At 68.3% G+C, this 22,044-nt stretch carries 18 protein-coding genes and 3 pseudogenes; 10 read left to right on the top strand and 11 right to left on the bottom strand.

Translation table 11 applies throughout. From position 1 onward, the window contains the following. Positions 1 to 7 precede the first annotated feature (7 nt). Positions 8 to 523: a hypothetical protein gene (locus EJ357_RS01345; protein ID WP_126387805.1), complete on the top strand. Its 516-nt coding sequence runs from the start codon at positions 8 to 10 to the stop codon at positions 521 to 523. 338 nt (positions 524 to 861) lie between these two features. On the opposite strand, the gene EJ357_RS01335 is transcribed toward EJ357_RS01345, so the two are convergent. Both EJ357_RS01335 and EJ357_RS01330 read right to left on the bottom strand, forming a co-directional pair. Then, on the bottom strand, positions 862 to 3,900 hold the full coding sequence (locus EJ357_RS01335) for a CHAT domain-containing protein (protein ID WP_175647261.1): 3,039 nt from the start codon (positions 3,898 to 3,900) through the stop codon (positions 862 to 864). Between the two features lie 786 nt (positions 3,901 to 4,686). Next, positions 4,687 to 6,339, bottom strand: coding sequence for a serine/threonine-protein kinase (locus EJ357_RS01330; protein WP_175647260.1), 1,653 nt, complete (start codon positions 6,337 to 6,339; stop codon positions 4,687 to 4,689). Between the two features lie 313 nt (positions 6,340 to 6,652). Here EJ357_RS01330 and EJ357_RS01325 point away from each other — a divergent pair, with 313 nt between their 5' ends. The 6 genes and pseudogenes from EJ357_RS01325 to EJ357_RS01305 all read left to right on the top strand — a co-directional run. Beyond that, complete coding sequence (locus EJ357_RS01325; protein WP_126387799.1) at positions 6,653 to 7,771, top strand: AI-2E family transporter; 1,119 nt, start codon at positions 6,653 to 6,655, stop codon at positions 7,769 to 7,771. An 876-nt stretch (positions 7,772 to 8,647) separates the two neighbouring features. Further along, on the top strand, positions 8,648 to 10,108 hold the full coding sequence (locus tag EJ357_RS01320) for a polysaccharide deacetylase family protein (protein ID WP_126387797.1): 1,461 nt from the start codon (positions 8,648 to 8,650) through the stop codon (positions 10,106 to 10,108). Between the two features lie 8 nt (positions 10,109 to 10,116). After that, positions 10,117 to 10,503 carry an nSTAND1 domain-containing NTPase gene (locus tag EJ357_RS50435; RefSeq protein WP_323378101.1) on the top strand — a complete coding sequence of 129 codons (387 nt, stop codon included), beginning with the start codon at positions 10,117 to 10,119 and terminating at the stop codon, positions 10,501 to 10,503. 264 nt (positions 10,504 to 10,767) lie between these two features. Next, entirely contained in the window at positions 10,768 to 11,322 is a 555-nt protein-coding gene (locus EJ357_RS01315; protein WP_126387795.1) for an SMI1/KNR4 family protein, read from the top strand. A gap of 76 nt (positions 11,323 to 11,398) precedes the next feature. Further along, positions 11,399 to 11,577, top strand: a pseudogene (locus EJ357_RS50960) (IS701 family transposase); the annotation flags it as partial. A 321-nt stretch (positions 11,578 to 11,898) separates the two neighbouring features. Then, a pseudogene (locus EJ357_RS01305) lies at positions 11,899 to 12,270 on the top strand (IS5/IS1182 family transposase); the annotation flags it as partial. Positions 12,271 to 12,290: 20 nt separating this feature from the next. On the opposite strand, the gene EJ357_RS01300 reads toward EJ357_RS01305, so the two are convergent. The 8 genes from EJ357_RS01300 to EJ357_RS01265 all read right to left on the bottom strand — a co-directional run bounded on the left by EJ357_RS01300 (position 12,291) and on the right by EJ357_RS01265 (position 18,444). Then, positions 12,291 to 12,584, bottom strand: coding sequence for a hypothetical protein (locus EJ357_RS01300; protein ID WP_126387793.1), 294 nt, complete (start codon positions 12,582 to 12,584; stop codon positions 12,291 to 12,293). 96 nt (positions 12,585 to 12,680) lie between these two features. After that, positions 12,681 to 13,346 (bottom strand): dihydrofolate reductase family protein, encoded by a 666-nt coding sequence (locus EJ357_RS01295; protein ID WP_126387791.1) that lies wholly within the window; start codon positions 13,344 to 13,346, stop codon positions 12,681 to 12,683. Continuing rightward, the gene (locus EJ357_RS01290) at positions 13,346 to 13,852 is read right to left on the bottom strand and encodes an SRPBCC family protein (protein ID WP_126387789.1); all 507 of its coding nucleotides are present in this window, start codon (positions 13,850 to 13,852) and stop codon (positions 13,346 to 13,348) included. The genes EJ357_RS01295 and EJ357_RS01290 overlap by 1 nt, the downstream gene beginning before the upstream one ends. Positions 13,853 to 13,854: 2 nt before the next feature. Next, a complete protein-coding gene (locus tag EJ357_RS01285) occupies positions 13,855 to 14,196 on the bottom strand; it encodes an ArsR/SmtB family transcription factor (protein WP_126387787.1) in 342 nt (113 codons plus the stop codon). Between the two features lie 373 nt (positions 14,197 to 14,569). Further along, a complete protein-coding gene (locus tag EJ357_RS01280) occupies positions 14,570 to 14,968 on the bottom strand; it encodes a hypothetical protein (protein WP_126387784.1) in 399 nt (132 codons plus the stop codon). Beyond that, positions 14,965 to 15,453 carry a hypothetical protein gene (locus EJ357_RS01275; RefSeq protein ID WP_126387782.1) on the bottom strand — a complete coding sequence of 163 codons (489 nt, stop codon included), beginning with the start codon at positions 15,451 to 15,453 and terminating at the stop codon, positions 14,965 to 14,967. Before EJ357_RS01275 ends, EJ357_RS01280 begins: the two co-directional genes overlap by 4 nt. Positions 15,454 to 16,177: 724 nt before the next feature. Further along, the gene (locus EJ357_RS01270; protein WP_126387780.1) at positions 16,178 to 17,206 is read right to left on the bottom strand and encodes a hypothetical protein; all 1,029 of its coding nucleotides are present in this window, start codon (positions 17,204 to 17,206) and stop codon (positions 16,178 to 16,180) included. Between the two features lie 362 nt (positions 17,207 to 17,568). Next, positions 17,569 to 18,444 (bottom strand): DUF4394 domain-containing protein, encoded by an 876-nt coding sequence (locus EJ357_RS01265; protein ID WP_126387778.1) that lies wholly within the window; start codon positions 18,442 to 18,444, stop codon positions 17,569 to 17,571. Positions 18,445 to 18,723: 279 nt separating this feature from the next. Between EJ357_RS01265 and EJ357_RS01260 the strand changes: the two genes are divergently transcribed. Further along, complete coding sequence (locus tag EJ357_RS01260) at positions 18,724 to 19,929, top strand: PucR family transcriptional regulator (protein WP_126387776.1); 1,206 nt, start codon at positions 18,724 to 18,726, stop codon at positions 19,927 to 19,929. A 304-nt stretch (positions 19,930 to 20,233) separates the two neighbouring features. On the opposite strand, the pseudogene EJ357_RS01255 reads toward EJ357_RS01260, so the two are convergent. After that, a pseudogene (locus EJ357_RS01255) lies at positions 20,234 to 20,377 on the bottom strand (transposase); the annotation flags it as partial. Between the two features lie 277 nt (positions 20,378 to 20,654). Between EJ357_RS01255 and EJ357_RS01250 the strand changes: the two are divergent. Together EJ357_RS01250 and EJ357_RS01245 are read left to right on the top strand one after the other, a co-directional pair. Continuing rightward, positions 20,655 to 20,855, top strand: coding sequence for a hypothetical protein (locus EJ357_RS01250; RefSeq protein ID WP_228472892.1), 201 nt, complete (start codon positions 20,655 to 20,657; stop codon positions 20,853 to 20,855). Further along, on the top strand, positions 20,852 to 21,547 hold the full coding sequence (locus tag EJ357_RS01245) for a restriction endonuclease (RefSeq protein WP_126387774.1): 696 nt from the start codon (positions 20,852 to 20,854) through the stop codon (positions 21,545 to 21,547). Before EJ357_RS01250 ends, EJ357_RS01245 begins: the two co-directional genes overlap by 4 nt. Positions 21,548 to 22,044 lie beyond the last annotated feature (497 nt).

Raw genomic sequence — 22,044 nt, 5'->3', positions numbered from 1 at the left:
AATGCCCATGACCACCGCACCCACCGGCGCCGGCCCCGACCCGACCATGGAGGCCATCGGCCACGCCGTCGCCGAGGGCCGAGCCGGTAACAGCGACTCCGCCCGCCATAAACTGCTGGGACTGTGGTCCGCGATCGGTGTCACCGGCGACCCCCTGCACCGCTGCTCCCTCGCTCACTACCTGGCAGATCTCTACCAAGATCCCGCCCAGGCCCTCGCCTGGGACATACGGGCCCTGGACGCCGCCGACGCCATGACCGAGCAGCGCGTCCAGGAGCACCACACCAGCCTCCACATCGCCGGCTTCTACCCCTCCCTGCACCTCAACCTCGCCGACAACTACCGCCGACTCGGCTCCTTCGAAGCCGCCACCGAGCACATCAACGCGGCCAGAAGGCACACCCCCAGCCTTCCTCAGGGTCCGTACGGTGACCTTCTTCGTGGCTCCATCCAAGGGGTCGCCGAGGCTATCGCCGGGCGGGAAAGGTCACGGCGAGCCACTGCGCCTGGTTCCGCTACGTGACGCACAAGAACGCACCCTCACCGTGGAGGGACGACGTCGCCTCGTCGAGCGGTGTCGCACGAGGCCCATCGCCCACGGCGCAGCCGAGATGGGGATCTCCCGGGCGTGTGCGTCGAAGCGGGTCAACCGATACCGGCGCCAGCCCACCCTCCGACACCGGCTCTCCGCTACGCCAGTCGGTGGAAGGACTCCTGGATGTCGGCGGCGAGCAGGTCCGGTACTTTCATGGCCGGGAAGTGAACCGCAGCGGCCGAACTCGGACCAGCCTGTGATGTTGTTGATGGCTTCGGCGAACCGCGGGGCGTCCGGGGGCTGACGTCGTGCGGTGGCTCGCGGGACTACGCTCCGGTGTGGGTGTGCGCGGCCCACAGGGTCGGTGTCTTGGGGTAGCGGGCACGTTGTCGCTGGATGGCGTAGTGCAGGGCCTGGGAACTGCGGTGCGTCTGCGGTGGGACTTTGCCGTCGTTGGTGAGGTGGGCGTAGAAGTCCCGTGCGAGTTGGGCGGCAGCGCGGTCGTCGACGTGCCACAGAGTGCCGATGACGTGCCGGTATCCGGCCAGTTGGAATGCGCCGGTGACATGGAGGGATTCGTCCACCAGTAGTGGGGAGGTGATGCTGGTGTCGCAGGCGGAGAGGTATGCCAAGTGGGCGGTCAGTTGCAGCGCGCCGATGTCACTGATCGTCAGGGGTGCGACGTCATGGTCGCTCAGCAGGAGGCAGCTCCGGGCGGGATCGGCCCAGCCGCTGGAACCGTGGCAGGCGAAGTGCGCGATCTGGTGGTCGGGGAGCGCACGAAGGACTCCGTCACGGGTTGTGGTGGTGAGGACGTGGGCGTCTGGGACGAGCGTGGTGATCTCGGTGGTCTCTTCATGCACCGCGGGCAGCGCGGTGGCGCCGGGGATGTCCGCGGCAGGGACGATCAACATGGCGTGGCCGTCGGCATCAGGCTGCTGGGCGAGGATGCGAACAGTAGTGGTGTATGAGGAGACGACGCGTTCTATGACGGCGCGGGGTGCGGTCGATTGATCGGGGTCGTCGGTGTGGTGGCCGGCGGCGTGGAAGGGAAGATAGGCGAGGAATCCAACGGGGCACCACCGCACCCGAGGCCAGGGCTTGTGTGGGCCGGGTGTCGCGGTGTGGCCTAGGTGGGTCAGAACAGGTTCCGTGATGGTGTCCCACATCCAGGCCAGGACTGTGAGGATCTCCTGCTGGGCCTTGACACGCTCTGCGGGGTCCAGCCGCGGGTCAGTGGCAGCGTGGATGGCACCGAAGAGTCGGTTCGTGTGTTCCATTGCGGCGTGCTGGGTCAGCGAGACCAACGGCACTACCTGGACGGCGTGCTCAGCGGTATCAGGGAGGATCAGCGCATCGCATCGGGTCGGGCTGGCGGTGATGAAAACAACCGTAGCGCCGTGTGCGTGGCGGACAAGCTCATCAAGTGTGGGTGACTGAAAGAAGCGGGTGAATCCCGGCAGACTGCGGATGTGATCGAGCAGGCGGCGCCAAGCCTCGTACGCCTCACGGCGGTCCTCCGCCAGGCGCTGCTTTGCCTCCCGGTCCGTGTCCCAAGGCTTGTCCTCTGCGGGTAGTTGCGCGGACGCCGGGGGGTGGTCCAGCACGCTGAGGCGACTGCGTAGTTGTTCGAGTTCGTCTGCGAGGTGCGGGGCGTGCCCGCGGAGACGGACCATGTCCGGACCGCGCGCACTGTGCGTTTCGGCGGCAAGTATGCCGCGGGCGCGCTCCAAAAGCTCTACGGCTCGGATGGGTTGATCTGCAGCCAGCGCGGCAGCAGCGGCTTCCCCGGCCAGACCCGGTAGGCGACCGAGTTGGTACTCGCGGTCAGCGCGGACCAGACTGTTGGGGAGGACGGCGGCCAAAAGTTCGATGGCATCCTCTATGGCCTGCAAGGCGGCTTGGTGTGAGCCGCGGACGATTGCCAGGTGGGCGAACCGCCGGTACGCGATGTATCGAAGAAACGCCTCGCCGGTCGTGCTGTCCGCAGCTTCCTTGTAACAACGGCACGCTTCATGCAGTGCCTCGGTGGAGCCGGTGCGGTCGAAGAGGTGATTCAGAGCAGCCCCGAGGCTGTACAAGTGCCATGTGCGCTTGGGCTGATTGAGAGGGCTAGCGGCCACGGCCTGACGCCCCATCTCTATGGACTCCTCCAACACATCAATTCGGCCGTTGCGCTGGAACAACCTCAGCAGAGCGGTTCCGAGGTTGGCGAGATTGTCGGCGCGATTGCGGTGGTTGAGAGGAGTGGCGGTCACTGCCTGGCGCCCGGTCTCGATCGCCTCCACCAGTACATCAATGCGGCCCGTGTGATCGAACAGCAGTCGTAGCGCGATGCCGAGGCTGGTGAGATTGTCGGCGTGGCCGCGGTGGTTTAGTGGTGTGGCGGCGAGTGCCTGGCGTCCGGTCTCGATTGCCTCCTCCAGCACGTCGATCTGGCCCGTGCGCTCGAACAGCCTCAAGAGCGCGACCTGGAGCATGTTCAGGGCTACAACGCGCTCCCGGCTGTTGTGGGTCGTGGTGGACACAGCCTGACGCCCGGTCTCGATTGCCTCCTCCAGCGCATTGGTCTGACCCGTGCGCTCGAACAGTCGCACAAGGGCCACGCCGAGGTTGCTCACGATGCCAGCGTGGCGTGGGTCGTCGTGGGGGGTGGCGGCGAGTGCCTGGCGTCCGGTCTCGATCGCTTCCTCCAGCGCATCGATCCGGCCAGTGCACTCAAACAGTCTTTGTAGCGCGGGCGTCAGGTTGCTCACGACGCCAGCGTGGCGTGGGTCGTCGTGGGGGGTGGCGGCGAGTGCCTGGCGTCCGGTCTCGATTGCCTCCTCCAGCGCATCGATCCGGCCTGTGAGCTCGAACAACGCCAACAGGGCGGTCCCGAGATTGCTCAGGGGTATCAGTCGGTCGGGGTCGTCGTGGGGGGTGGCGGCGAGTGCCTGGCGTCCGGTCTCGATCGCCTCCTCCAGCACATCGATCCGGCCAGTGCACTCGAACAGATTCCGCAGGGTCATCCCGTGGTTGCTCGCGACTCCAGCGTGACGCGGATTGTTGCGGGGGGTGGCGGCCAGTGCTTGGCGCCCTGTCTCGACCGCTTCCTCCAGCGCATCGACCTGGCCGGTACGTTCGAATAAGCGCAGCAGGGCAACCGCGAGAATGTCCAACACTGCAGCTCGCTGAGGATGGTCGTTGGGTGTGGCGGCTAGTGCTTGACGCCCTGTCTCGACCGCCATCTCCGCCACATCGACCTGGTTCGTGCGCTCGGACTGTAGCAACAGGTCTACCGCGCGGTTTCCCAAAACCTCAGTGCGGCTGGGACTTTTCAGGAGGAGTTTGTTGAACACCTTGCGTAACAGGCGGTACGCCATGGCCGTCATCCTCCGTTGCTGAACACTACCGTTCGGTTCCAAGTACCCCGGGACAGCAGTGTGGGGAGATGGTGGCTCACCGACGGCGCTTTGCATGGACTCTAGTTATGCTCCGCCGTTCAGAGATCTACTCTCTTGGCGATGTTGAGATTGCGAAGGTGCTTCAACTGAATCGTGCCGGCAGCATGATCGGCATCGGCCAAGCCAGGGGAGAGGGGGGACATGAACGCGATGACGCGCGCGCGTGTGGTTGGCTATCGGCCAACTCAGTCGATGGCCGACGTTACAAGCGACCATCCGAGATGGAGGAGGCCGAACTGAGCTCCGCGACCTGCTCAGGCAGCCCACGAGCGAGACGGAGCCCGACGTGCAGCGGGTGAGCGAGCTGCTCGATGCAATTGAGCAAGCTTGTGCCTGACAGGGGCTGGTCGGGCTGACCAGCCGGAACAGCTACGGTTCGGGAAGTATGACGACCCTAGACCCGAACGGGCGGACGATGCCTACCCGCCGATCGATCGATGAACTCCGTCCTTGCCGCGATCGGTACGAGGCTCGGCGACCGATGGGCTAACGCCCTCCTCGTGCCCAGCCTTCTGCGGACCGCGCTGCTGGTGGTGGCCGTATGCCTGGGCCGCGTCCAGTCTTTCGATGTGGAACGGCTGGCGGCGTGGCTCGACCAGCTCGCGGCACGCCCATCCTTCTGCCTCCGGCGTTCTCCGTCGGAGGTGTTAGAAGGGCCCGGGAGGGGGGGGCGGATATGACGGCGACCGTGCGGCCGGTCAGATGTCAGGAGGAGCGGGTCAGCCGGGCGGGCGACCCTGTCGTCTGACTGCCCTCGTTCCCCAGGGTCAGGGTGTCGGCGCCGGTCTTGGCCAGGGTGTAGAGGTTGCCTCGCGCGCACAGCACGCCGGCCGACGGATCCGTGGGTGCGCTGGTGACCGCCTCGAAGACCATGGACGTTCCATGCGTCTCCCGCAGACGCAGCGTCTCGGTGCACCCGAGATCCCGGCCTGTGCCGTCCTCGGTCACGTGGCTGACTTGTCTGCCCACGATCTCGCCCCGGTCCGCAGCGTGCAGGGTGACGGTCACGGCCACCTCGGTCGTGCGCGCGTTGACGATGCCGTCGCTCGTGGGGCTGCCGGGGCCTGTGCCCTTCCAAGTGCCCACCCAGGACGACGGCAGGGCATTCCCGGCAGCGGTGGGGGAGGGAGAGGCGGAGGCGGGCGGGGTCGTACGACCGTTCCCACCCGCCGCGTCATCAGAGCCGTCGGGCCAGGCCAGCGCCGTGACGACGGCCGCGGTCACCACCGCCACCACCGCGCCCGCGGCCGCGACGGCCTTCCACGTGCGCACCGAAAGCCGACCGGGCGCGGAACCGGCCCCGGACGGGGCGAGGGGCACAGGGTTGGGAGCAGGACTCGACGGAAGGGCGGGGGGAGGGCCGTACGCGATCGGCGAACCGTACGTGGGCGGTGGCCCGAACTCGGCCTGCGGTGCCGGGTCCGGCGCTGGTTGTGACTCCGGGGGGAGGTGTGCCGAGTGTTCCAGCAGCGCCGCCAACTCGGTTTCCCGCGCGGCGATGTCCGCCTCCAGGCCCGGCGGCCGTACCGAGGCCCAGACACCGGGCTTCGCCTCGAGCCTCTCCAACAGCGCGTCCGCGGTGGGTCGGTCCTGCGGTGACTTCTCCAGGCAGGCGGTCAGCAAGGGCACGAGCGGCTGCGGAACGCCGTCCAGCACGGGCGCTTCGTGGGCGATGCGGTAGAGCAGTTGGGCGGCGGACGGATCCTCGCCCGGGTGCAGGAAGGGTCCGGTCCCGGTGGCGGCGTACACCAGGACCGCCCCCAGCGAGAAGATGTCGCCGGGCTCGGCCGATATCCCAGCGGTGACCTGCTCAGGGGCCATGTAACCGGGGGAGCCGATGACACCGCCGGTACGGGTGTGCCGGGTGTCGTCCGCGGCTCGGGCGATTCCGAAGTCGATGAGCAGCGGATGGCGGCGGGCGAGCAGCACGTTGGACGGCTCCACGTCGCGGTGCGCGAGCCCCGCCCGGTGCACGGCCCGCAGCCCCTCGGCGAGTTCCGCCGCCAGAGCCAGGACGGCGGACTCGGGCAGTGGGCCGTCCGACTCGATCCAGTCGGCGAGAGAGGGCGCGGCCACGTACTCCGTCGCCAGCCATTGCGGCCGGTGCCCCGCGGGGCTGTAATCGACGACCGACACCGTCCACGGGGAGCGCACCTGGTCGCTACTGGCGATCTCGCGGGCGAACCGCTGCTCGAACCCGGGGTCCTGGCCGAACTCGGTGCGTACGGTTTTGAGGGCCAGCGGACGACCCGACGCGGTACGGGAGAGGAACACCTGCCCCATGCCGCCGGCGCCGAGTCTCGCCAACAGGGGGTAGCCGCCGATGGCCGACGGATCGGTGGGATCCAGACGTCTCATGAATCTCTCCGGTCGCTGCTCGGGCCGCAGGGGCGGTACACCGTGGATGCGGGGACGTACACCGCCCGTGACGCATGCGGGCCTGTTCTGCACGCGATGCATTCATATCAGTTCATATCTTGAGTGCATGGCGGGGCGTCCCTACGTTTCGCAAGGGGGCGGCGCTATGCGAACAGGGCGGTATGACACGACAGTTGCCGACGTCTTGGACAAGCACCTCGCGTTCATGCGGCACCTGTGCAAGCCGTCCCTGACCGGTGGCGATGGTGACGGCGATGGCGAAGCGTGACTGGCGTGCCAATAGTGTGACCGCATGCCTGACATGTTGAGTTCCGGGAGAGCCCGCGCCGCGCTTGCCTCGTCCGCGCGTGTATCGGTCGAGTTGTTGTTGGTGTCCGTGACGGTCGCGGCGGCTCTGTGGGGTCTGGCCCGGATGTGGTCGGTCGTGTGGCCGGTGATCATTGCCCTGTTCCTCACCACACTGACCTGGCCGCTGACCCGTGCGCTGCGCCGGCGTGGGTGGCCTTCGGCGCTCGCTGCGTTGCTGGTGACCCTGCTGTTTCTCCTGGCCATCCTCGGCATCGTGGCGCTGATCGCGGTTCCGGTGGCATCCCAGTCCGGCGAGTTGACCGACGGTGTGGTCGAGGGCATCCAGAAGCTGCGCGAGTGGGCCGCGGGGCCACCGCTGAACATCGGCGACGACCAGATCACGGCTGCCCTGGACAGCGCGGCCGCCCGAGTCCAGGGCAGCGTCGGAAGTTTGGTCAATACCGTCGCAACGGGAGTGGCCACCACGCTCAACGGCTTGGTCACGGCCGTCCTGGCGGTCTTCCTGATGTTCTTCTTCCTCAAGGACGGCCCGCGATTCCTGCCGTGGCTCACCCGCCAGTTGCCCGGCCGGCTCGCCCACGACGTTCCGGTCCTGGCCGAGCGTGCCTGGGACACCTTGGGCGCGTTCATGCGGTCCCAGGCGCTGGTCGGCATGCTCGACGCTGTCTTCATCGGCCTTGGCCTGTGGATCCTGGACGTACCGCTGGTGCTCCCGCTGACGGTGCTGACCTTCGTCTCCGCGTTCGTGCCGATCGTGGGCGCGGTGTTCGCCGGTTTCGTCGCGTGTCTCATCGCGTTGGTGTCGAACGGTCCGACGGACGCGCTGATCGTGCTAGGGATCATCCTCGTGGTGCAGCAACTTGAGGGCAACGTGTTCCAGCCCATGATCCAGAGCCGTGGGCTCGGCCTGCACGGGGCGGTGATTCTGCTGGCGGTGACGTTGGGCGGCAGTCTGGCCGGCATCGTGGGCAGCCTTCTCGCCGTGCCGGTCACCGCACTGATCGCGGTGATCTGGAACTACCTGCGCGAGCAGCTCACCGACCCGCCGCAGGAGGCGGAGCCCGACAAGTCGCAGGCCGGTGTCGCTGCCCCGGGAGTGTGACACCCGCTCGGTTACCTGCCTGTGTGGCGTTCGGGCCGCTGTAAGCCTTGCCTGGCAGGCTGCTGAGCACTGAGGGCCGGGTTCGAGGTGCGGCCGGAGGAGGCGGACCGGCGGCGCGAAGAGGCCGGTCGCTGGGATGGACCTGGTCGAGCCACGCAGGCCCCGGCGGAGGATGGGGCACGAGGATCCTCCGTCTGGGAGGTGACGGGAGGTCACGCCGGACAAGGGCCGGGCAGCGTCACGTCGTACGATTCCACCTCGCGCACGGCCCCGACGCTCGTACGGCCGCTCTCGCCGGTCGCCGCGTGCCGCCGTGATCGTGGCGCCGAAGCCGGCGTCGCGGGACCGGACCTTGGTGCCGACCCGGGTTTCGGCGATGACAGCGGCTGCTTGGTGCCGGTGTCGCGGTAGGTGAGGGTCTTGGTGACAGGCTTGGTGTCGGTGTGCGGCCACGTTGGAGGCCGAAGGAGAGCGACGGGGATGTCGGTGGTGAGGCGTGTGGCACGCACCGGTGGGCGAAGCGGACCCAGGCAAGGGGGAATTGCCTGGGGCCGCTTGCGGTGGGGGTGGGGTGCCGGCGACGGGAGGCGTCACCGGCTGGAAGAGAGTCTTGGGTGCTTGCGGATTGTTCAGAAGCCCTGCTGGAGCTCTGAACAATCCGTGGGACGTCCTCCTGCGGCGGGAGAGACAGTCGTCTCAAGTGGGGCGGCAGGGATTGCGGGAGATTTGCGCGAGTACATAACTTGGCAGGCGATTGAAGCGCTTTAAGAGCGCGACGCCGCCCGAGCCCACACGAGGCCATGCGCACCGTCTCGGCCACAGGCCGAACCCTGCGTCCCCACCCTGCGTCCGCACCCCTGCATCCCTAGGTCGCCCATGCGCACATACACCCTCGCCCCAGCACTCCTGGTGTTCGGCATCCTGATCCTGACAACCGCCTGCGCGACCCACGCGCCCAAGGCCGACTCGGCCCGAGGCGGTGACAGTCCGGCTCGCTCCGCCGGCACGGACACGGGCGGCACCGTCGACCTGTCCAAGATCAAGGGCATCAGGATCGTCAGCGACAACAGCGAGGACCACTCCTGCCGATGGGCCACCGCCTATCCGGACGTCCCCGGCGCGACCGCGATGACCGCCGCCATGAAGAGGACCGTGGAGAGACGCGTCGCGGACTTCCTCGGCAAGGAGGGCGATGGACCCGCCACCCACTGCGGTGGCCTCCCCACCGGGACCGAGGGCGCGCCGGCCGCCGAGCTGAACATCAGCTTCTCGTTCCTGGTGGCGTCCGGCGACGTGCTGGGCGTACGGCTGACGACGTTCCAAGGCCCGTCGGTCGGCGACGGCCTGGACACACGGACGTACTGGTACGACGGCAAGGAGAAGACCGGCGAATCCGCGCGCGGGCTCATCGCGGACGACTCTCAGGGCGCCTTCGCCGCGGCGGTGCAGAAGAAGCTTGAGAAGAGGGAGGGTGCTGATCCCACGGTTCTCGACGACACGACGGACCGCGCCGCCTACCTCGACGACATGTCCTTCACCTCCGACGGCGACCTGGACGTGGACTTCGACCGCGGCACCGTCGGCGTCCCCGCCGGGGGCCGCTACACCGTGACCCTCCCCAAGGCGACCGTCGCACCCTGGCTGTCCGACTTGGGCAAGCGCGTCCTGCGGCAGACCCTCAGTCCCAGCGCCGGGCTTGACCTCGGCGCCACCAGCACCCCCACCGTGCCCGTCCCCACGTACACGGTGGAGGGCGACGACACCACCGACTGCGCCAAGGTCACGTGCATCGCCCTCACCTTCGACGACGGCCCGGCAGCCCCGCACACCGCGACCCTGCTGACCTACCTGGCGAAGTACAACGCCCGCGCCACCTTCTTCACCGTCGGCCAGAACGTCGCCGCCCACCCCGAACTCGTCCGCGCCGAGGCCGAGGCCGGCCACGAGGTCGGCAACCACTCCTGGAACCACCCCGACCTCACTCGCCTCACCCCCACCCAGATCGCCTCCCAACTTGCCCGCACCGACACGGCGATCAAGGCGGCCACCGGCGAGGAGGCGACTCTCTTCCGACCGCCGTACGGCGCGATCAACAGCACTGTGCGGGCGGCCACCTCCCTCTCCCCGGTCCTGTGGGACGTGGACACCGAGGACTGGAAGTACCCGGACGCCTCCCGGGTCGCCCAGTACGTGATCTCGAAGGCCGACCGCAACGACGTCGTCCTCCTGCATGACATCCACCGCACGTCGGTGGAGGCCGTACCGGAGATCCTGCGCACCCTCACGGCCCGCGGCTACCACTTCGTGACCGTCAGCCACCTGCGTGCCGCGCTGTGACCGAGCTCATGCATGGCGGGTGTCCTCACGGCCCGGCGCCGGGAAGCCCCCGTACCGGGGGTTGGCCCGTTTCGAGCCGGACGACAAGCCACGACCGCACGGAACGCGACCGGTGCCTCGACCTGCTGCTCGCCTCCCGGCGTCCGGAGAGCCGACTGCGGGTAGTGGTGGCGGTCCGCGGCGATATCTACGGTCGCTGTGCCCATCACCGGGAGCTGGCCGTGGCCGTCTCCCGGGCCAACCTTCTGGTCGGAGCGATGAACCGGGACGAGCCGCGTGAGGTGATCACCGGCCCCGCGACGGCGGATGGCCTGAACGTGGAACGTGTTCTGACCGCCCGGATCATCGACGAGGCCGTCGATCAGCCGGGTGGGTCGATCAGGGCCTGCATCTAGGCGCACATCCTCCGCCGCAGATCCACCCGCCCGAACCGGTGGCCGATCCGCACGAGTACTTCTTCGAGTTCCGCGGACCAGTATCGGGATGCACATCGTCTTGCACGACAAGCCAACGGCTCGCCGCACCCGAGGTCACGAACTCCCGTCGCTTGACGGCACATCAGTCAAATACGCTCACGAACACGGCCCTGACCAGCGGCGATAGCGAACTGCGACTGGAGCACTAGACTCTCGCAGACCCGATCGAAGGGCGGGACCGGCATGGAAGAACCAACGGGGATGACCGCGCTGCGGCAGCTGCTGCCTCCGCCTCCCGGTGCGGGCGAGGACATCGACTGGGAGGCGGCCGAGGCGCGGTGGGGGACCGGATTTCCCCGGGACTACAGGGACTTCATGGCCGTGTACGGCGTCGGCGGGATCGGCTCGGAGGAGGAGATCGGCGAGCTCGGAATCCTCGGGCCGTTTCCCACCGGCGCCTACGAGCACTCCCCTGACGACTTCGAGGACGAGACGGGGAACGCCCGTCTGACCTGGGAGGAGGAGGGCGCCGACCAAGAGGGTCTCGACCTGGACCCGGCGCACATCCTCGCCTGGGGGTACACCTCCCACGCTGACATACTGTGCTGGCTGACCAGCGATCCGGACCCCGAGAAGTGGCCCGTCCTGCTCTTCGCCCGTCATGGCTCGGAGACCTGCGAGGTCGTCCCCTGCGGCATGGTCGAGTTCCTGCGCAGACTGCTCGCCGAGGAACTCCCCTCGTACATCATGGAGTTCACGCCCAAGCCGCGCTTCGAGCACTGGCGCAAGGGGCGATGAGCCGCCTGCGCCGGGGCTCATGTGCCTTCTTCAGGGGCGAGCCGCCGGTGCTGTCGGCCCAGTGGACCGTACGGCCGGCGCCGGCATCGCCGAGCTGGTACGTATCGGCGGGACGCGCTGGGCGTTCGAGGAGACATGCCAGGCCGCGAAGAACGAGTGCCGCCTGGATCAGCACGAGGTATGCCGGTATCCGGACTGGTATCGGCGCATCCCCTGGCCGTGCTCGCCCATGCCTTCCTCTCCGCTATGGCTGCCGCCGAGGGGCGGAAAGGGGGGCGCCGCGGCTGGTCCCGCTGGCGCCATTGTCACTAGGCCAACGCACGCCGCTGTCACCTGCAACCGCACCCGAAGTCACGAACTGCCGCCACCTGACGGCACATCAGCCGAGTGCACCCACGGGCACGCCCCTGACCAGCGGCGATAGGGAACTGCAACTGGAGTACCAGTACTACAGCCGTAGGTCGTGACTGGCCGGAGTTGGCTCGTGCTCTCCTGGGCTTGCGAGGCTTGGCCCAGTTACCGTGCGGACGTTCTCGTTCCTGTCCCAGCATTGCCGTGTCGTGCGGGAAGTCCTGGGGCGCTCGCAAGAAGAAGCCACGTGTCCCGGAAAGGGACGACGCCTCGGCACCACCGCCGCGACGAAGGACTCCGACGGTCTCGGGGCGGCCTGACCTGCAAGATTCACCTCCCGGGTGAAGGTGGCTGCCAGCCGATGGCCTTCCTGGTCCCACCCGGCCAGTGGGGCGACGCGCCGCAGATGATCGAGGTCCTCGAACGGATCCGCGTTCCCCGCCCCAGGGACGGATGCCCCCGCACCCGGCCGTACCACTTGGGCGGCGACAGGGCAACCGGCGCAAGAAATCCTGGGCCGTCGCCACCCGCTACGACAAGGGGGCCTACGTCTTCCACAGCACCGTCATCACCGCGGCTGTCCGGCTACGGCTCCGGGGCTGCGCCGGCCTGCAGCCTCAGTCCCCGAGGAACCACAGGTACAGGCCCTGTCCGTCGAGAACTACCTGACCCAGCTCGATCAACTCGCGCGCGAACGCATCAGTTAGCACGCCTGCAGGCAGCCGCGGTACCTCCTCCAACAGGGTGGACACCTGCCGGTGGTTGAAAACGGTGTCGGCGTACGGCAGCAGGTGTCCCAGCATCGGAAACACTGACTGATCAAGACCAGCCAGCTCAGGACCCCAGACCACACCGTGCTTCGCGCGGGCCTCGATCGTGCCGTTCTCGCCTCGGATCTGGAGGTTAATCACTGTCAGACCCTATGGCCTCATGATCCGCCGGGTACGGCGTAGGGGCGCTGTGGAGACGGACCCGTTCCGGCCGCGCAGGCGCGAATGGCGGCGCGGCTACCGTGGGTGCACGGCGTAGGTCAGGTGCGTCACCCGCGGCGACGGCTCCGAACGGACCTGCTCCAGCGCGATCCTGGATGCGTCCACGCCGTCGAACAGGCGGGTGCCGGTGCCGAGAAGCACTGGTGACAGGGCGATCGAGAACTCGTCGACCAGGCCGGCGTTGAGGTGCTCCAGGATGGTCGCGCCGCCGCCGGCGATGCGGACGTCGCGGTCGCCGGCGGCCTCGCGGGCCTGGTCGAGGGCGTGCTCGATGCCGTCGTTGACGAAGTGGAACGTGGTGCCGCCGGGCCGCTCCCACGGGTCACGCTTGGTGTGCGTCACGACGAAGACGGGGGTGTGGAAGGGCGCTTCCTCCGGCCACGACTGCTCGCCGAGGTCGAACATGCGCTTGCCCATGACGCTCGCGCCGGTGCGCTCGAACGTCTCCCGCGCGACGTCGTTGTCGCGGCCCTCCTCGCCGCCCTCGCCGAGCTTCAGGTTCTCCCGGATGAACCGCAGCGGGAACAGCCACTGCTGCAGCTCCGTCCACTGCGCCATCCAGCGCTGAACGTCCGGGTCGTCGTGCTTGTCGGGCGCGAGGAAGTCGTCAATGGCCACGGGCTCGGGCGCGATGAAGCCGTCCAGCGACATCGACACGCTGAAGAACACCTTCCCGGCCATCAGCCCTCCACCCCCTTGCGCGCGAGGTCGGTGACGTAGGCCGCCAGGCTGCTCAGGGTCTGCCGGCCGCCCTCGATCGCGTGGTACTTCTCGACCGCCTCGTCGCGCAGTTCCTTGGTGCGGAACACCGTGCGCATCACGATCCGGGTCGCCGCGCCGTCCGGCGTGAAGGTCAGGACCGACTCGAAGGCGTTCGGGTCGTCGCGTGACTCACCGTGCAGCAGCGCGATCCGCTCCGGCGGGACGATCCGCAGCCAGCGGATCCACTCGGAGTAGTCGGTCCCGTCCGGTCCGTGCAGCACGAAGTCCCACTCCCCGCCCTCGCGGAACTCGAAGGACCGCGTGGTGGTGGTGAACCCCTGCGGACCCCACCACCGCGACAGATGCCGCACCTCGGTGAACGCCTCGAACACCAGCTCCGGCGGGGCGTCGATGACCCGGGAGATCACGATCTCTCGGTCGTCCGTCGTCGGCTCCGCCCGCGGTTCTTGCCTTGCCCCTGTCATCGTCATTCCTCCTGCCGGGTCTGCTTGAGGTCCTGCACGTAGGTGTCCAGCCGGTCGAAACTCTCGTTCCAGAACTGCTCGAATCCGCCGACCCACTCGTGGATCGGCCGCAGCCCGCGGGCGTCCAGGCCGTAGAGGCGCTGCTTACCCGCCCCGCGGACCCGCACCAGCCCCACCTCCCGGAGCACCCGCAGGTGCTTGGACGCCCCCGGCTGGCTCATCCCCAGCTCCTGGGCCAGGTCGGTCACCGGCCGCTCACCCGACCGCAGCAGGGCCAGGATGTCCCGGCGCTGCGGCTCGGCGATCGCGTTGAACGCGTCCGACGTCGTCGCTGCTCGTGCCATGACAGCCATCGTATGCCCATATCGGAATACGTCAAGCTGGTCGGGGCGGGCGAGTCTTCTCAGGTGACGCTGACTGAAGCAGGACCATCTTGCGAAGCAGTTCGAATCCGGCTCGCCCGTTACAGCCGCCTCTTGATCCTTTTCGCGCTGTTTACGGCGCCCTCGGTGCCGCCGGAGCTCCAGTGCGCGGTGAGTCGGGCGATCACGGCTTCCGGGTCGATGGCCGAGTCCGTGAGCGAAGCCGGTCATCCCGGGCAGCCGTGAGGCGCGGTATCAGTGAGCCGGTCCAGCCTCTCGATCCGTGGCTCCGGGCAGGGGCACGGGGGAGAGGAAGGCGAGGCTGGCCGTCCGGTCGGAGGGCCTCGTGATCCGCTCAGGGCAGAGCGTGCTGGAGATCAGTCAGGACGGTCTGAGCCAGCTGAGCTGTCTCGTTGGTCAGGCCGGTGGCGGTGCCCGCTGCGGCACCTGCCGCTATCGGGACCAGGACGGCCTGAATCCGCCCCAGCAGGCGGCGCAAGCGCCCGACGTCCGGCTCCTGTTGGGCTGCCTCCTCCAGGGCGGCTTCCGCGTCCTGGCGTACTCCGACCTCCTCCTCGGCGTGCAGGCCGAGATGTTCCAACGCCGTCAGGAGCGCGCGGACCGCTGCGGTCAGACCCTCGTCGGGCTTGCTCTGGGCGGCCACGTACTGCCGCTGGAACACATCGTGGTTGCCGATGGCGATCTGACTGCCGTGGATGTCACCGTGGAACTGCGGGCCGCCTGTACTCGTCACAGCCTTCCTCCCCGCAGAGGTGCCTTCGGCTGGTCGTCTGGGAACGCCCGATCGTCCTGCGGCTCCGACAACGCGCCTTTGATGAGAGTCAGCCCGTCGGTGACGGCTTTCATGTCGACAGGTGTGCGCCTTACACGGGCTCGTACTCCAACGATCGTCTGCTTGAGTTCCTCCCTGGCAGCCTTGCTCAGCCCCAACTCCGGGATATGGCGCTCAAGCTCGTTCAGCATGGGCAGCAGATATTCGCGGCAGAAGATCTCGACGCTGGCGGGCTGCACGCCCATGTTCGTCAGTTCCGATTGCGGATCCGGCGTTGGTCCCTGTGGCGGGTCGGACTTCCTGGAGACGATGCCGTGCTCCGGCTCCGTCATCGCCTGAGCCGTGCCTCGGAGGTAGTTCTCCGTGAACTTCTTGACCTCGGTCTGCGTCACCGTGCCGCTGTTGATCGCCACCTGACTGTCGGTAATTGCGCCGAAGAAATACATTCGTACGTCCGGAGCAGGCGGCAAGGCCGTGGGCGGGGAGCCGACGGTGTCGCGCTCGGCACCCGGCGCCGGAGCCCGTGATTGCTGTCCCCGGTCCGGCACCGCCGACGATGTCCTACCCCGGGGAGAATCCAGCACCGCCGGCGGCGTCTGCGCCGAATCGCGTTGACGGGGCCCCTCTGGCGTCTGCTGACGCTCAGGCGCCCCTCCTCGGATCTGCGGGGGCGACCCAGGACGCGGGAGTGGAGTGTTACGCCGGCCGCGCTCCGCCGGCGACGTCTCAGCCGGAGGAGGATTCGGCTTCACCGAGGGCTGTGGGGCCGGCGGCTTTGGACTGCGTCGTGTTCCGGCCATGTGATCCCCCTCGGTGTCGGTTCGGCACCTTCTCCGAAGGTAGCCGAGGACGACAGCCGGTCGGTGATGTGTGAGACGCACGGTGTAAAGGGGCCCTGTTCGCCCGGATTTACCTCCGCAGCACTCCATCGAGCATCCTGATGTGTTGCCGTCCCATGAGAGCGGGTGGTCTCTCGGCAAGGCCTGACCCCTGGCTTTGTTCACGGGTTGGGGAGGCTTGTTCAGGGCCTTGGGTGGCACCTGGACTTTGCCGTGTTCCATGGCAGCGAGAGGCGACGGTACTCGACCGCCGGCCGTGGCCTGCCAATCGGTCGCCGGGGGCAGGGGGATGGGCTCCCTCAAGTGGTTGCCGTGGTCATGGCCGCGTGACCTACTGGATGCTCGTGAGGTGCGGGTGGGAGGGATCCTCGGGGCAGGCGAAGATGTTCAGTTCACCCCAGCGGCCCACGGTGACCTCGGTTGGCGTGGCGTACATGTGTGTCGGCAAGTCCCGTTCTTCCAGCGGCTTCCAGCTGCCGCTGCCGCCATCCCATTCCGAGCTGTCGAGGGTCAGCAGCAGGTGCATCGGTGTGGCGCAGGTCGGGCAGTTCCTGGGAAACGGATCGGTGGCGTGCCAGGAGGCGAAACCGCCAACACGCCAGCCTGGTGGGATGGACAGGTCGTACTGGTAGCACACTGGCGCTCCGGCAGCGGCGCACGCCGACTGCTCAGCCTCCTCCAAAGCCTCTTCCCAGGCATCGATGCGGGCGCACAGGTCCTCCGGGAGGAGGCCGGCGAACGGATAGGTGGCCACCTGCTCCGGATGCAGCATGCACGGCTCGGGCACATACCCGTCGAATCCGACGACCTGCGGCTGTGGCGGTGAAGCCAGAACCTCGGTGACCTCCCACGACCGGCGCCAGCGTAGGTCGAGCAGCATGCCGTGGCCGCTCGGACCGTGCGCGTCGAAAGGGCACCAGAACACCTGGAGCAGATCGCAGTCTTCCGGCCCGGCCGGCAGATCCGGGATGTCCCTGCGGTACAGCTGGGCGAGGCCGATCAGCGGTAGTGGATTGTTCGTGGGAGTCTCCAGAATGCGCTGCTCCTGGGCCAGTTCCTTCAGCAGCTCCCGTTCCTCGTCCGTGGGGCCCGGGTTCGATTCACGCAGCCATGCGGACGTCAGAATCTGCCGGCTCCGGCGGATGTCCGCCGGGCGTCGGCCACGCGCATGGCTGTGCGGCTCGGTGCATGCGGGCCAGGGTTCGTCCGCCGGCCATAGCAGCGGTCCGCCCACAGAGCTGGCCCCCGCGTCCGGCCGGCCCGGGCGCGGGTGGAGCCGGGTGGTGGTGCCTCGGTAGGTCGCCAGCTCCGGGAAGAGCGCCTCGACATCGAGCGGGCGCGGCGGTGTGGTTCTCGACATGCACGCGACCTTAGACAGTCGTCAGCCGCCGCGATTCGGCACCCTGCCCGGCGACGGCCCTTGCGCCAGTGCGGCGGACGGAACGCTCACGGCCGACGGGATCTGACCCGGATGAGCGCCCGCGCAACGGTGCTCAGCCACTGCGGGGAAGAGCTCGTCCGCTGCACAGGCCCACGGGGGGAGCAGAACGTCCCGCGCATCTGGGCGTCCGCGGATCGAAGCTGTGGCTGAGGGCGATGCCGAAAGAGCCGACGGTGGCGCGGTCGGGCGGACTGTGCCGGAAGCCGGTCCAGGACAACGGCAGCGCGCGGCCCGCCGTGCATGCAGATGTCCGGCGGGCCGCTGTGCGAGTCGGGTGGGGGTCAGGTTCCGCTGAGGGTGAGTGCCAGGGACGTGATGTTCAGCGGGAACTGGGCGATGGGGGTCGGTTCGCCAGTGGTGAGGTTGATGCTGTAGAGGGTCGGGGTGCTCGTGCCGTAGGGGGTGAGCGAGGCGAACGCGGCGACCGACGTCGTCTTGCCGCCGGTCAGGTAGCTGAAGATGTCCAGGCCGGCGTTCGGCTGCGCGTCGAAGCCGAGGGAGCCGACCGTGGTCAGGGTGCCGTTGTTGGCCGGTGCCTGCAGGACGAGGTTGTTCGTCGTGGTGTCGATGCCGTACAGGAGTGTCCCGGTGGCGGCGACCAGGTCGTTGTTCGTGTAACCGGAGGCGGTCACGCCCCGGGTCGGACCGGTGGCCGGCGGGGTGGTCAGGGTGGTGTCCTCGACCGTGGTGTGGTCATTGAGGTTGTGCCGCAGGTTCTGGCCGTTGTCGCTGACGACGCGGAGCCGGTCGGCCGCGGGGTTGAAGTCGAAGCCGAAGTTGGTGCCGTACAGCGCGACCTGGAGCTGCGAGACCTTGGTGACCACCACGTCGGAGGTCTGCGGCGGGGTCTTGATCGTGTAGATGCCGCCCTTCTCGCCGAGGCCGTACATCAGGCCGTTCTGGACGCGGTGGTCGATGGCGAGCAGTTTGGTGTCGCCGCTGAGGCCGGTGACGACCCGGACCCAGTCGAGTACGTTCGGCCGGTCGGTGGTGAAGGTTGCCATCAGGGTGCCGTCGCCGGTGATCCCGAAGGCCCGCAAGCTGGGCGTGGCGGTGGGGGCGGCCGAACCGGTGCCGGGCGCGCTCACCAGCAGTGCCGCGGAAACGGACAGGACAGCGGCCGCCGCCGCGAGTCTCTTTCTGGCTCCTGCTTTCATCAGTGTTCCCCTCCCGTTCGATCGAATGCCATCGAGAGGAATTGCGCACGCGATGCGAGTATCTGCGAATGCGAATTCCGGCATGGTGACGGCTCCTATTTAGCCGCCTTCACCGCAGCTCCACAACCGGATCGAGAGTCAACGCCGCCTTGATCCGGGAACTTTGCGCACCATGACAAATACCCGGCCGTGGCAAGGGCCACCGATTCACGCGAACTGACAAATCGCGTCTGGATTTCATCTGTCGACCCGCTCACCTGCGATGGCAGGCTCCCGCCCATGGGGAGCCTCTTCGCCGAACTGGCCCGGCAGGCGGCGGCCAACGCCCGCCGGGAGGTCGAGACGTATCTGCGCGAGATTCCGGAGTTCCGTTCGTGGGAAATCAATCCCCGGACCAGGATCGAGACGATGGAATACTCGGTGTGGCTGCGGCGCCGCACGATCGAACTGTCTCCGGACAACAGCGAGCTGACCGACGACGACCTCGGCTACATCGCGGCCATCGGTGAGGTACGGGCCGATGCCGGAATGTCCTCCGAATCGCGGCAGCAGGTCCTGCACCTGCACACCACGCTCATGCTGCGCGACATCCAGGAGGCGGCCGAGAGCCTGCGCGGCCGCCGGGTCGAGGAACTCATGCAGGTGATGACCTGGTTCGCCCCGCAGGGCGACCGTGGCATCGCCGCCTACCGACAGGGATTCGTGACGGTGCTGCACCGCCGACTGCCGTACGTCGAACAAGTCGCCCTGCTGGCAAGGTCACTGCTCAGCGGCGACCCCATGGCCGCGGACCTCGCCGCCGCCCTCGACCTTCAACTCCCCGAATTCTGCGCCGTCACGGTGATCCGCGTGCCGGACCGCCCTCCGGGTGACCACGATCTGAACCCGGAGATCGAAACGCTCGTGAAGGCACACCGGGTACCCGCCGTCTGGTACCCGCAGAGCGGCACAAGGGGTGGTGAGCTGATCGCCGTCGTTCCCTGTGCCGACGAGGCGATACGGCTGCCTACCGCACCCGACGCCGTAGAGGACCTCGTCGGGGACTTCACCGAGGCACTCGGCCGGCCCTGTGCCGCCGGCACCGCCACCGCACCGCTCGACGACCTCCCCGCCGCCCTCGAACGGGCCCGCCGGATCAGCAGGTCGGCCCCGCTGGGAAAGCCGTCCCGCCGGGCGCGGCCGTACACCATGGCGGACGTCTTCGTCGAACTCGCGGTCGCGGACGTGCCGTTCATCGACGCCTGGCTGCACACGGTGGCCCAAAGCCTCGAACCGGGCCCGGACCTCGTGAGCACGCTCGATGCCTACTACCGCCACGACATGAACCGCGGCGCGGCGGCAGCGTCCCTCAACGTCCACCCGCGCACCCTGGACTACCGCCTGCGCCGGGTCGCTGAACTCACCGGTATCGAGCCGGGCTCGGTGCACGGCATACGCACGCTCAGCGCCGTCGTGTCGCGGCGGCTGTCGGGCGCGTGGGCCTGACGCTGCACCGGGTGACGCCGTCCTCCGTACCGGCAGCGCACCCGCAGGCCACCGGTGTTCCGGCTTGAGGAGGCTGCGGCTTCGCCTCTCGCGTGGCCCCGGCCGACGATGGTGGAGCCGATGAGACGGGGAGGTGCCGGTCGGTGCGCACTCCTTGCGGGCAGGGACCTTCCGATCTAGCCACGCTCTACCTTTGATCTTGGCCGGCGCTCCGGCGTTTACGCCGGGGGTGAAGGCCATCGCAGAACTGCTCTGACCCGCACGTGAGCACGGGGCGGCACTGGTTGCCTCTGCCCACGGGACGCTGCTGGGCGGAGACGCCCTTGAGGCTGTTGACCAGTTTGGAAAGCTGGACCTTCGGCGGGTAGTGCACGAGCAGGTGTACGTGATCGTCGTCGCCGTTGGACTGCTTCAACTCGGCCTCGAAGTCCATGCAGACCGGGGGCAGAGCAGGCCTGCACCAAGTAGCACCCTCAGAGTCCGAGGTGGCTGAACGCGCCCACCGGAGATCGCCTTGCGCGACGCCTGGCCTGTTCCGGACTGGCTTGATCACAATGAGCGGTGATCTGCTGACCCAGTGTCAGTGCCTGCTGCAACGATGGGCAGTTGCGCAGGGGAACAGCAACGAGGGGGAGGCAGCCTTGCCTTGGGTGAGGGATTACGTGCGCTCGGACGGGACACCGGTTCGCGGACATTCGCGGTGGGCTCAGGGCGCGCGGCGAGAAATGACGATCTTGGCCGTGGTGGCCTTAGCCGTGGTGGGCATGGGCAGCGGCGGGTCCTCGACTGGCAGCGGAACGACTGGGCGACCGCAGCCGACGGTGCGCTACCCGGTCAAGATCAACAGCACGACCACCGTGCGGCAGCACCCGCAGCCGACGGTCTCGTACCCGATTCCGTGGGAGCGCCCGGACGGCAAGCGATGACGCGCCGACGGCCGCCGGTGCGGCGGCGATCGCGGCGGCGCAGCCGGAAGCAGGCGGAAGCGGAGCTGATCGGGTTCCTGGTGGTGGCGGCTGCCGTCGTCGGGCTGTTCGTGATGGTGGTCAACTGGCTGCTGGCCCACTGGTGGGTGCTGGTCGTGGCGATGGTGCTCGCCAGTCTTGGGGCGGTCGGCTGGGTGTACCAACGGCAACAGCAGGCGCGTTGGGAGGCGGTACGAGCGCAGGGCCTGCGTTACGGGCTGTCCCAGCTGGACGCGCTGCATCACTCTCGGTTCGAAGAGGCGGTGCGGGATCTGATGCGCCGTGACGGCTGCCGAGATGCGGCCCGGGTCGGCGGCGGCGGAGACCTCGGCGCTGATGTGAAGGCGACCGATCCCTACGGCCGTCGCTGGGTGATCCAGTGCAAGCACCGCCGCAGCGGGGCTCGGGGCTCGGCGGTGGGCACGCCGGACCTGCAGGTGCTCAATGGCACGGCCCGCCAGGTGCACGGTGCGGATGTCGCAGTGATCGTGACCAATGGGCGGGTGACGGCGCCGGCCGTCGACTTTGCCAGGCAGCAGCGGCTGCATGTGGTGGACCGCGAGACGCTCGGCGTGTGGGCGGCGGGCTCGCGTCCGTTGTGGGAGCTTCTGCGGGCGGTGCCACCCCCGCGTCGTTCAACGCCCCTGGGGTAAAGGGGAGTTTGCTCATCCTGGGACCGTGGCCTTTGCCATGGTGCGGCCGACCTCGCGGATGCGGCACTGCAGGTGCTCGGAGTCGCCTGCAGGGCGTCGCGGGTCGGCTGCGTCGCCCAGCAAGGCCTTGTTCAGCCGTCCAGGGCTTGCTCTGCCGCGCCGGTCTCTTCTACGAGGGGGGTGCACTTCCTTCGGCTGGCGGGCTGGCTGTGTGTTGTCGGGGTGGCGTGGAGCGGCGTCGGACGCTGACCTCAGCATCGCGTAGTCGCCGGCGGCCTGTTCGTCGGAGGTGCTGGCGGCGTAGTCGGGCCGGCGGCCCGGCCCGAAGACCGGCGGCGGCGCGGGCCCCTGGAATTCGTCAAACCTTCCGGGGGCCCAGCTGTATGGAGTTGCGGTGCTCAACGACACCGTGAGGGGCACGTCGGGCTCGGGGCTGGCGGAGTTCGGGGGGCGGGCACCGGGGTAGCCGCCGCCGGGGATCACAGTGGTGGTTCCGA

Origin of the sequence: Streptomyces cyaneochromogenes (assembly GCF_003963535.1) — a bacterium.
In the GTDB taxonomy this organism is placed as follows: domain Bacteria; phylum Actinomycetota; class Actinomycetes; order Streptomycetales; family Streptomycetaceae; genus Streptomyces; species Streptomyces shaanxiensis.
The sequence above is the reverse complement of the archived record's forward strand: the minus strand, read 5'-3'. Positions and strand labels throughout refer to the sequence as shown.